Here is an 8,877-nt window from a genome sequence, read left to right on the forward strand (position 1 = left end):
ACTCGCAACTCGATCGAATTTGGCTACAATTTTTACGCTTCTTCATTTAGAGTTGCCCAGTAGGGGTAATTGTCTTGTCTCGCTAAACCGTTGGGAAACCCAACGAGCGCGAGCCGCTTCATGAATTACCCCTACTGGGCAACTCTAAGCTCTCTCCCACCTAAACTTGCGATCGGTTTCCGAGATCGGCAGATCGTTAATACTGGCAAATCGGCGCATCATCAACCCATTGGGGGCAAATTCCCAGTTCTCGTTCCCATAAGCCCGATACCATTCGCCAGCCTCATTGTGGTGCTCATACTCAAACCGTACTGCGATCTTGTTGTCTATAAAGCACCAGAGTTCTTTCTTGAGGCGGTAGTCCAGTTCTTTTTCCCACTTGCGAGTCAAAAATTTAGCAATTGCCTTGCGTCCACTCAAAAATTCCGATCGATTCCGCCACTCGGAATCTTCTGTATAGGCTAATGCCACCCGTTCGGGATCGCGAGTATTCCAAGCATTTTCAGCCGCTTGAACTTTAGCGGTAGCAGTCTCTAGGGTAAATGGTGGGAGCGGCGGTTTGGTTTCCATTGATTTAACTTTGGGGATATTACTCGCAATTAAGGCATTTTATGACAGCTAACTGATCGATGGCGTGTCGATCGAGGCACTACATCGATGCTCGAAAGGAGACGTGCCGGGATTCTCTAAAAGAGGCGCGCTGCGAACGCAGTCACAGTCTAGACTGGGAGTGGCTTGTTTTTAAAATCTGACTTGTGGCTAAAATTACTAAAAATTCGATTAAAGTTGGTTCCCTAGAGTGGTTTTATGGCGAACTCGCCCCCACTGGCTGGGAAAATCCCCAAACCGCAATCCTTTTACATGGCTTACCCGCCCAAAGTTTGACTTGGACGGGATTGATGCCACCTTTAGCCGAACAGGGCATTCGATCGATTGCGCCTGATTGGATTGGTTTTGGTAATTCGAGCAAGCCAGAAAAAAGAGATTTTGCTTACACCCCAGATGCCTTTCTTACCGCTTTTACCGAGCTGGTGGATGCTTTGAGAGTCGATCGATTTTCGCTAGTCGTCCAAGGCTTTTTGGGCACTATCGGCATCCAATACGCACTGTGTAATCCCGATCGCGTAGACAAGTTAGTCATTCTCAATGCACCGCTAACGACGGGAATTAAATTACCTTGGCAGTTACAGCAATTAGGTTTGCCAGTTGCTGGTGAAATGTTGACTCAAGATCCGCTCTCGGTCGAGCGTACGCTCGAAGCTGGCTGCAAACACGTCATCGAGGACAAGTATCTCGAAGCTTATCGCAAACCATATCTCAAAAGCTCCGCACCTGGTCGATCTCTACTGGCGACTATCCGCAATCTCAGACTAGCAGAAGCATTGAAAGAGATCTCGATCGGACTGCCGACGCTAGATCTCCCGATCCAGATTGTCTGGGGCATTAACGATCCATGGCTGGATCTCTCGCAGGCAGAGGCTTGCGTAAAATCATTGAAACAAGGCGAGTTAATTAAATTACCGATGGCCGCACATTATCCCCAAGAGCATTGGTATGCCGAGATTAAAGCTCCACTAATCCAGTTTTTGCGTAGTCAGGTAAGGGGTTAGGTTTTAGGCTTTAGGTTTTAGCATTCATACTCTATCCCCTATCCCCTATCCCCTATCCACTATCCACTATCCACTATCCCCTATCCACTATCCACTATCCCCTATCCCCCAAGGTCTGATATCAATTATTAAGAGGCTGAGAACTAAGGATCGGCAGTATATGGTAAGGTCAATGTGAGTCGATAGTCCATCGCTACTAATTCTTACCAGCTCATTGCTATGTCTGACCTGCCTTTCACCCTGGATCAGTTACGGATTCTCAAGGCAATTGCTGCGGAGGGAAGTTTCAAGCGTGCTGCGGATAGTTTGTATGTGTCTCAACCTGCGGTCAGTTTACAGGTGCAGAATCTCGAACGTCAATTAGACGTGCCGTTATTCGATCGCGGTGGCAGACGGGCGCAACTGACTGAAGCCGGACATCTGCTGCTCAGTTATGGCGAAAAGATTATCACCCTGTGTCAAGAAACCTGTCGGGCGATCGAGGATCTTCAGAATCTTCAAGGTGGGACGCTGATCGTCGGCGCATCGCAGACGACGGGGACGTATTTATTACCTCGGATGATTGGCGTGTTTCGGCAAAAGTATCCTGATGTCTCAGTCCAGTTACACGTTCATTCGACGCGGCGGACGGCGTGGAGCGTGGCTAATGGCCAAGTAGATTTGGCGATTATCGGTGGGGAGATCCCCGCAGAGCTACAGGACTCGCTGGATATTTTGCCCTATGCTGAAGACGAATTTGCGCTGATTTTACCCACTAATCATAATTTTGCAGGATTGAAAAGTATTCCCAAAGAAGATCTCTATAAACTGCACTTTATTTCCCTCGATTCGCAATCGACAATTCGTAAAGTCATCGATCGAGTTTTGACTCGCTGCGGAATCGATCCCAATCGGCTGAAAATCGAGATGGAACTCAACTCGATCGAAGCGATTAAAAATGCCGTTCAAGCTGGCTTAGGAGCTGCTTTTGTCTCATCTTCGGCGATCGAACGCGAGGTCGAAAATGGGACTTTGCATCGCGTCTATATCGATGGGGTGGCGATTGATCGGATGCTCTCGGTGATCGTCAATCCCAATCGCTATCGTTCTAAAGCTGCCGAAGCTTTCGCCCAAGAGATTCTCCCGAATTTCACCACCTATGCTTGGGATGCCGACAAACTTTTTTCTAAGCGAGTTAAACCTGAAATTGATATTGAGGAAGACAGTTAGGTTGGTTAATTAATCGAGTCGATCATCGGTTAAAAAAAAGGATTTAGAATCGATGATGTTTGCTAAGATAATTGACGTCACAATCGACTAACACCACAATCTCTACTAGGTTATCCAAATACTATGTCTAGACGTAATGAGTTACGAACGAAGTCGCTAACTACGATCCGCTCTCTGGTGCAGACGATGATTACCTTAGCCTCTGCCTCATTAGGCTTCGTATCTGCCTTAGCCTGGAATGATGCGATCAAGGCTCCCTTTAAAAAGCTCCTGCCTGATGGAGAATCACTATCAGCACTTTACACCTATGCTGCAATCGCCACTATTTTAGCGATTTGCGTTGTGGGTAGTTTAAGCTGGCTAGCTGCCAAAATCGGTGGCGATGCGTTAATTGACAGAGAAGTGGACGGTTAAAAAGAACCTGTCTGCGGGAGCTGTTAGCAATACTAACTTTTACCTAATGAGATCGACATCGAGCCAGTGACAACGAGAATTGCACCGACTAAACCCAGAGCAGTCAAATGTTCTGGTGTAACTAATCCTGGTGCCAACCAAGCCATGAGGCTCATCGATACAATGGTAAAAATTGGTGCTAGAGCCAAAATCGCACTGACTCTAGAAGCTTCCCAATGTTGGAGCGATTCGGCAAATGCACCATAGGCAATAACTGTATTCAAACCGCAAAAAATCAGTGCGCTCCACTCGATCGCGTTAAGCTGAAGTAATGTTTGGGGTTTGGCCACAGTCCAGAATAATAATCCACACGCACCATAAATTACCCACATAATATGTGTGGAATCTAACCTGGTTAAGAGCTGCTTTTGAATTAGGGCGTAAATCGCCCAAGTAATTCCAGCAATAATTAGCATGATGCTGCCGTTAATGTATCGGTCGCTATCGGTGGCTAAGACTTTTAATTGTTCGGAGAAGAAACCGATAAATCCAGTGATGAGAATACCAACGCCCAGCCATTGATAGCGTGTATAACGTTCTTTGAAAATTAGCAATCCACCTAAACTCAAAAATACACCCGCTAACTGAATTAAAACTTCAGCATGGGATGGTGATGTAGCTTTTAAACCCATCACAAAGAAAATATAGTTACCCATTAAACCCAGGATGGCGATCGCAAATAAATAGATCGGCACCGTTCTTAATTGCGAAAGCTTCGGTAGATTTTTTTGTTTAACTAGGTAACAACCTAATAAAATAAATGCGGTCACAAACCGAAACCAATTAATTGTATAAACATCTAATTTTTTCAAGACAATTGCCAAGGTAATTGGCACTAAGCCCCACAGAATTACCGTAATTAGCGATAATCCCAATCCCAACCGCCAGTTGCCCGTCGTCCGATGCAGTTCCATTAATTTAGGTATGATGAGTAGATGAGCACGGTGATTAGTTAAGTATGGATAATAATAATATAGAGTTAGTGGCAGTCATCTGCGATCAGATTAATAATACTCCTCAGCAACAGATTACTTTTGCTGAATATATGGACCTAGTATTGTATCATCCACAGCATGGTTATTATGCTAGCAATTCCGAGCAAATTAGCAAAAGTGGTGATTTTTTGACTTCGCCGCATTTGGCCGATGATTTCGGGGAAATGCTTACTATTCAGTTATATCAAATTTGGCAGATCTTAGGATCGCCAACACTATTCAGCATTGTAGAAATGGGTGCAGGGCAAGGATTATTAGCGGCTCAAATCTTAGCATACTCCCAGAAAGAATATTCCGACTTCTTTCGATCGATAGATTACATCATCATCGAAACCGCGCCCGCAATGTGCAGAGCGCAACAATCGAGGTTGCAAAATTTACCCGTGCGTTGGTGCGATTGGACAGACATCCCAGATCGATCGATAACCGGTTGCTTTTTATCGAACGAACTCATTGATGCTTTTCCGATCCACCAAGTTATAGTTACCAAGGATAAAATGCAAGAGATTTATGTAACTGTTAGTGAGAAAGATCGAGTATTCAACGAGAAGATTGATGAATTATCTACGGATAAAATCTCTAAATACTGGCAACTCAATCAGATTAATTTATTGAGCGATCGCTATCCAGACAATTATCGCACTGAAGTCAATTTAGCAGCCTTGTCATGGCTAGAACAGGTTACGAACAAGTTGCGGCGGGGATATATTATCTCGATCGATTATGGCTATAGTGCCGATCGCTATTACAATCCCATACGCTCTCAAGGGACGTTGCAATGCTACTACCAGCATGCTCATCACAACGATCCTTACATTAATGTCGGTAATCAAGATCTGACCGCTCATGTTGATTTTACTGCACTTCAGAATCAGGGTGAATTATTAGGCTTGCAAACAGTTGGCTTTACTCAGCAAGGGCTGTTCTTAATGGCATTGGGTTTAGGCGAGAGGATTGCCACAATTTCGAGTAGTAGTGGCGAGATTCAGTCCTTACTCCAGCGTCGCCAAAATTTGCATCAACTGATCGATCCGATCGGGTTAGGTAAGTTTGGTGTATTAATTCAGAGTCAGGGACTGACACCCGCAGAACAACAGCTATTGTTACAGGGCTTATCGATCGTGTAAATATTGCGATCGCAAAGCTGTGATTATACCAATCCCGATCGTATACTAAGATTGAATTTCAAAACACTACTTTTTGCTTGTTGTGCTCGCAATCGCTGTCGCGAAACATTATAAATTCCGACAAAGTATCAATCATCATCAAGATCGCCATGAAAATTCTCTTAATCTCTGCTACGGCTCTTCTCACTGCCTCCGAATTGTTTTTTGGGACGATCCAATCTGCTGCCGCTGCTACTTTGAGTTGGGACTGGAACTATACCGGATCTGGGATCGCTGCAAATGGGACATTTTCCACAAATGATACGCCCGATAGTTCGGGCTTTTATCTGATTACGGGAATTACTGGTACGCGCAATGGGGCAACAATTACCGGATTGCAACCAACCGGCACGCCCATACCGGGCAACGAACCTTTTAATGTTGACAATTTAATTAGCCTCAATCCTCAACAATTAACTGGTGATGGATTTGGATATTCTACTGCTGGTGGCAGCTTTGTCAGTCCTTTTTATGCTAGTTTTTTAGCAACGCCAGGATATCTTGAAGTTTTTTCGGAGCCACCAATTGTCTCGGGTTTTCAAAATTTGCGCCCAGGGAGTGAGTTACCCGTTAGCTTTTCGGCGCAGATTACCAGTGTGCCCGAACCCTTGACGTTGATTGGTAGCTTTGTCGGTGCTTCGATGGGGGTATGTCTGAGCAAAAAACTCAAACAATCTAGTAAATAAAGATCGATTGTCAAACATCTTCAGTTCAGAGATCGATCGAGCCGACAACCTCGATCGATCTCTGTCAAACAACGGGAAGGGATCGAATGTTTTGATGCTTTGAGTGCTATTTAATCACCAGATCGCAACTCAATTCAGTAATGTCCTATAAATTTACTTATTCAATCTATCGACGGCCATTTCGACAACCACTCAAAACTAGTCATGGGGTGTGGAAAATTCGTGAGGGCATCATCATCAAACTTACAGATAGTTTGGGAAGATCTCATCAAGGTGAAATTGCGCCGATCGAGTGGTTTGGTTCGGAATCGATCGATCGAGCCAGATCGTTCTGCGAACAAGTTGGCGATCGCATCACCACGACCCAAATTCATCAGATTCCTGATGATTTACCTGCCTGTCAGTTTGGTTTTGGCAGTGCTTTGACAGCCTTTTCAACTACGCCAGCTCAGACGGCATCGCATTTTAATACGAGTGCGCTTTTGCCTGCTGGTGAAGCCGCGATCGACAGGTTACAGACGTTAGCCACTCAAGGTTACGCTACTTTCAAATGGAAGATCGGTGTGCTGCCAATCGATCGGGAGGTTGCCATCTGGCATCAATTGATGGCTGTGCTACCTGCGAATGCCAAACTGAGGCTGGATGCCAATGGGGGTTTGACAGAGATTGCCGCCGAACGCTGGTTGGAGCTGTGTAGTCAAGCAATCCGAATTGAGTTTATTGAGCAACCGCTGGGACTAGACGAAATAGCTAAGACGATCGAGTTAGCTGCCAAATATCGGACGCCAATCGCTCTGGATGAATCGGTCGCGACATTCGATCGACTCCAGATCGTTTACGATCGCGGTTGGCGCGGTATCTATGTGATCAAACCTGGGATTGCGGGGTTTCCGTGGCGATTGGCGGAATTTATTACCAGATATCAGCTCGATGTGGTGTTTTCATCGGTGATGGAAACTGCGGTAGGGACTGCCGCCGCCTACCAACTGGCATCCGAACTAAAGATCGAGCGCAGCCTGGGTTTTGGGGTAGCTGATTGGTTTGATGATTAACTGATGCTAACCGGAACCGATATCTTAGTCAGGAGGAAGGGCGCGATCTCATCAACATTGAGCACATGCTGCACCGAGCCAGTCGCGATCGCGAGTTTGGCCATCCCAAATACCAAACAACTTTGTTCGGATTGGGCGATCGTTATTCCCCCAGCGGCAGCAACAGCTTCAGTGCCGATGACACCATCATTACCCATCCCAGTCAACAGAATACTCGCACTAGCATTACCATATCGCCGCGCGACCGCTCGAAATAAGGCATCGATCGACGGACATGTTCCAGTTGACGCCGTAAAGTTGCTATAGATAAATTTTCCCTCAGCGTCAAATTCTAAATGCGCGCGTTCGGGGGCAAAATAAACGGTATTGGGGGCGGGAATTTCGCCAATTTGGGCGATTTTAACATTGAGTTGAGCATCTTCTTTGAGCCAATTAATCAACCCTGCCAAAAAGCCTTCACCAATATGTTGAGCGCAGATAATGGGGGCAGAGAAATCTTGGGGGAGGGAGGTAAGAACCTTGTGAATGGCTTGAGGGCCACCTGTCGATGCGCCGATGGCGATCGCTTTTAAGGCATTTGGATCTTGGGCAATTGCGCTCGGATCGATTTTCGTTCCGAAAGGCTTCGCCAATGAGTGTGTAGGACTCAGAGATCTAGCTTTGACTCTCACCTGCGAGAGCATCTGAATTTTGGCGAGGAGCCGCTGTTTGACTTGCTCGTATTCGGTATAGTCACCGCTCATCGGTTTCGGAAAAATATCTACCGCCCCGGCTTGCAGCAAGCCAAAGATATTTCTGGTATCGTCCTCTTGGACTGAGTTACTAATCACCAAAATCGGTCGCGGAAATTTGGCCATGACTTCCTTTGTCAGCTCAAATCCATCGATCGGTGCCATGTGCAAGTCAGTACAAATGACATCAGGATTGGCAGTGGGAATCAGTTCTAGTGCTTCTCGACCATTGCGAGCCGTACCGACAATTTCCACTTCCGCACTATCTCTCAAGATGCGTTGCAATAATTCCAGCGCAATGAGTGAATCTTCGACGATGAGAACTTTGATGGGTGACATGAGATAAGTGGATAGTGGATAGTGAATAGTGGATAGTAAGTTAGTGAATAGTGAATCGATGTAAAAGATCTGGAGAGAGTAAAAGGTTTAGTTAGATTCAATACCTCAAACAAATTTCTTAGACCATCAAGCTCATTTTCTATCCACTATTCACCATTCACTATTCACTAATTTAAAGGTCTAGCCTTAACCGTCAAGCCAGAGAGCACTTTGATTTTAGAGAGGATCTTTTGTTTGATGGCTTCGTACTCGGCGTAGTCACCACTAACTGGTTTGGGATAGATATCGGACGCACCAGCTTGGAGGAGTGCGAATACATTTTTGGTGTCGTCTGATTTGACAGAATTGCTCAAAACCAAGATCGGGCGAGGGTAGTTGGCCATGACTTGCTTGGTGAGTTCCAAACCATCCATCGTATCCATGTGAAAATCGGTACAGATTACCGCTGGATTGACGCGGGGAATCATTGCGAGGGCTTCTTGTCCATTCCGAGCCGTCCCGACGATTTCAACTTCGGGAGCATTCTTGAACAACCGTTGCAATACTTCCATTGCGACGGGAGAATCTTCAACGATGAGAACTTTTGTAGGAGCCATGATTATTTATCCTTGTAAGTGAATCGGGGTGGGAGGAGTT

At 45.8% G+C, this 8,877-nt stretch carries 10 protein-coding genes; 6 read left to right on the forward strand and 4 right to left on the reverse strand.

Annotation, left to right across the window (positions count from 1 at the left end):
- Positions 1 to 144: 144 nt before the first annotated feature.
- A complete protein-coding gene (locus tag RMO27_RS08940; protein WP_309731489.1) occupies positions 145 to 570 on the reverse strand; it encodes a nuclear transport factor 2 family protein in 426 nt (141 codons plus the stop codon).
- Between the two features lie 185 nt (positions 571 to 755).
- Here RMO27_RS08940 and RMO27_RS08945 point away from each other — a divergent pair, with 185 nt between their 5' ends.
- From RMO27_RS08945 to RMO27_RS08955, 3 genes are all read left to right on the forward strand, one after another.
- Entirely contained in the window at positions 756 to 1,610 is an 855-nt protein-coding gene (locus tag RMO27_RS08945) for an alpha/beta fold hydrolase (RefSeq protein WP_309731491.1), read from the forward strand.
- 219 nt (positions 1,611 to 1,829) lie between these two features.
- Entirely contained in the window at positions 1,830 to 2,819 is a 990-nt protein-coding gene (locus RMO27_RS08950; RefSeq protein WP_309731493.1) for a LysR family transcriptional regulator, read from the forward strand.
- A 123-nt stretch (positions 2,820 to 2,942) separates the two neighbouring features.
- A complete protein-coding gene (locus tag RMO27_RS08955; protein ID WP_309731496.1) occupies positions 2,943 to 3,233 on the forward strand; it encodes a DUF5654 family protein in 291 nt (96 codons plus the stop codon).
- Between the two features lie 32 nt (positions 3,234 to 3,265).
- Here RMO27_RS08955 and RMO27_RS08960 read toward each other — a convergent pair whose 3' ends face one another.
- Complete coding sequence (locus tag RMO27_RS08960; protein WP_309731497.1) at positions 3,266 to 4,186, reverse strand: DMT family transporter; 921 nt, start codon at positions 4,184 to 4,186, stop codon at positions 3,266 to 3,268.
- Positions 4,187 to 4,230: 44 nt separating this feature from the next.
- On the opposite strand from RMO27_RS08960, the gene RMO27_RS08965 reads away from it, so the two are divergent.
- The 3 genes from RMO27_RS08965 (at position 4,231) to RMO27_RS08975 (ending at position 7,171) form a co-directional block, all read left to right on the forward strand.
- A complete protein-coding gene (locus tag RMO27_RS08965; RefSeq protein WP_309731500.1) occupies positions 4,231 to 5,394 on the forward strand; it encodes a class I SAM-dependent methyltransferase in 1,164 nt (387 codons plus the stop codon).
- Between the two features lie 149 nt (positions 5,395 to 5,543).
- Positions 5,544 to 6,119, forward strand: a complete 576-nt coding sequence (locus tag RMO27_RS08970; protein WP_309731502.1) for a PEP-CTERM sorting domain-containing protein — start codon at positions 5,544 to 5,546, stop codon at positions 6,117 to 6,119.
- Between the two features lie 140 nt (positions 6,120 to 6,259).
- Positions 6,260 to 7,171, forward strand: coding sequence for an o-succinylbenzoate synthase (locus tag RMO27_RS08975; protein WP_309731504.1), 912 nt, complete (start codon positions 6,260 to 6,262; stop codon positions 7,169 to 7,171).
- Here RMO27_RS08975 and RMO27_RS08980 read toward each other — a convergent pair.
- Positions 7,168 to 8,241 carry a chemotaxis protein CheB gene (locus tag RMO27_RS08980; protein WP_309731507.1) on the reverse strand — a complete coding sequence of 358 codons (1,074 nt, stop codon included), beginning with the start codon at positions 8,239 to 8,241 and terminating at the stop codon, positions 7,168 to 7,170. The two genes, RMO27_RS08975 and RMO27_RS08980, sit on opposite strands and share 4 nt — an antisense overlap.
- Positions 8,242 to 8,408: 167 nt before the next feature.
- Positions 8,409 to 8,837 (reverse strand): response regulator, encoded by a 429-nt coding sequence (locus tag RMO27_RS08985; RefSeq protein ID WP_309731509.1) that lies wholly within the window; start codon positions 8,835 to 8,837, stop codon positions 8,409 to 8,411.
- Between the last annotated feature and the right edge of the window lie 40 nt (positions 8,838 to 8,877).

Source organism: Chamaesiphon sp. OTE_75_metabat_556 (genome assembly GCF_031378165.1).
Classification (GTDB): Bacteria; Cyanobacteriota; Cyanobacteriia; order Cyanobacteriales; family Chamaesiphonaceae; genus Chamaesiphon.

Coding starts and splice junctions, on each gene's coding strand:
- RMO27_RS08940 (WP_309731489.1), bottom strand. CDS start 570: ATGGAAACCAAACCGCCGCTCCCACCATTTACCCTAGAGACTGCTACC.
- RMO27_RS08970 (WP_309731502.1), top strand. CDS start 5,544: ATGAAAATTCTCTTAATCTCTGCTACGGCTCTTCTCACTGCCTCCGAA.
- RMO27_RS08980 (WP_309731507.1), bottom strand. CDS start 8,241: ATGTCACCCATCAAAGTTCTCATCGTCGAAGATTCACTCATTGCGCTG.
- RMO27_RS08955 (WP_309731496.1), top strand. CDS start 2,943: ATGTCTAGACGTAATGAGTTACGAACGAAGTCGCTAACTACGATCCGC.
- RMO27_RS08985 (WP_309731509.1), bottom strand. CDS start 8,837: ATGGCTCCTACAAAAGTTCTCATCGTTGAAGATTCTCCCGTCGCAATG.
- RMO27_RS08975 (WP_309731504.1), top strand. CDS start 6,260: ATGTCCTATAAATTTACTTATTCAATCTATCGACGGCCATTTCGACAA.
- RMO27_RS08960 (WP_309731497.1), bottom strand. CDS start 4,186: ATGGAACTGCATCGGACGACGGGCAACTGGCGGTTGGGATTGGGATTA.
- RMO27_RS08965 (WP_309731500.1), top strand. CDS start 4,231: ATGGATAATAATAATATAGAGTTAGTGGCAGTCATCTGCGATCAGATT.
- RMO27_RS08950 (WP_309731493.1), top strand. CDS start 1,830: ATGTCTGACCTGCCTTTCACCCTGGATCAGTTACGGATTCTCAAGGCA.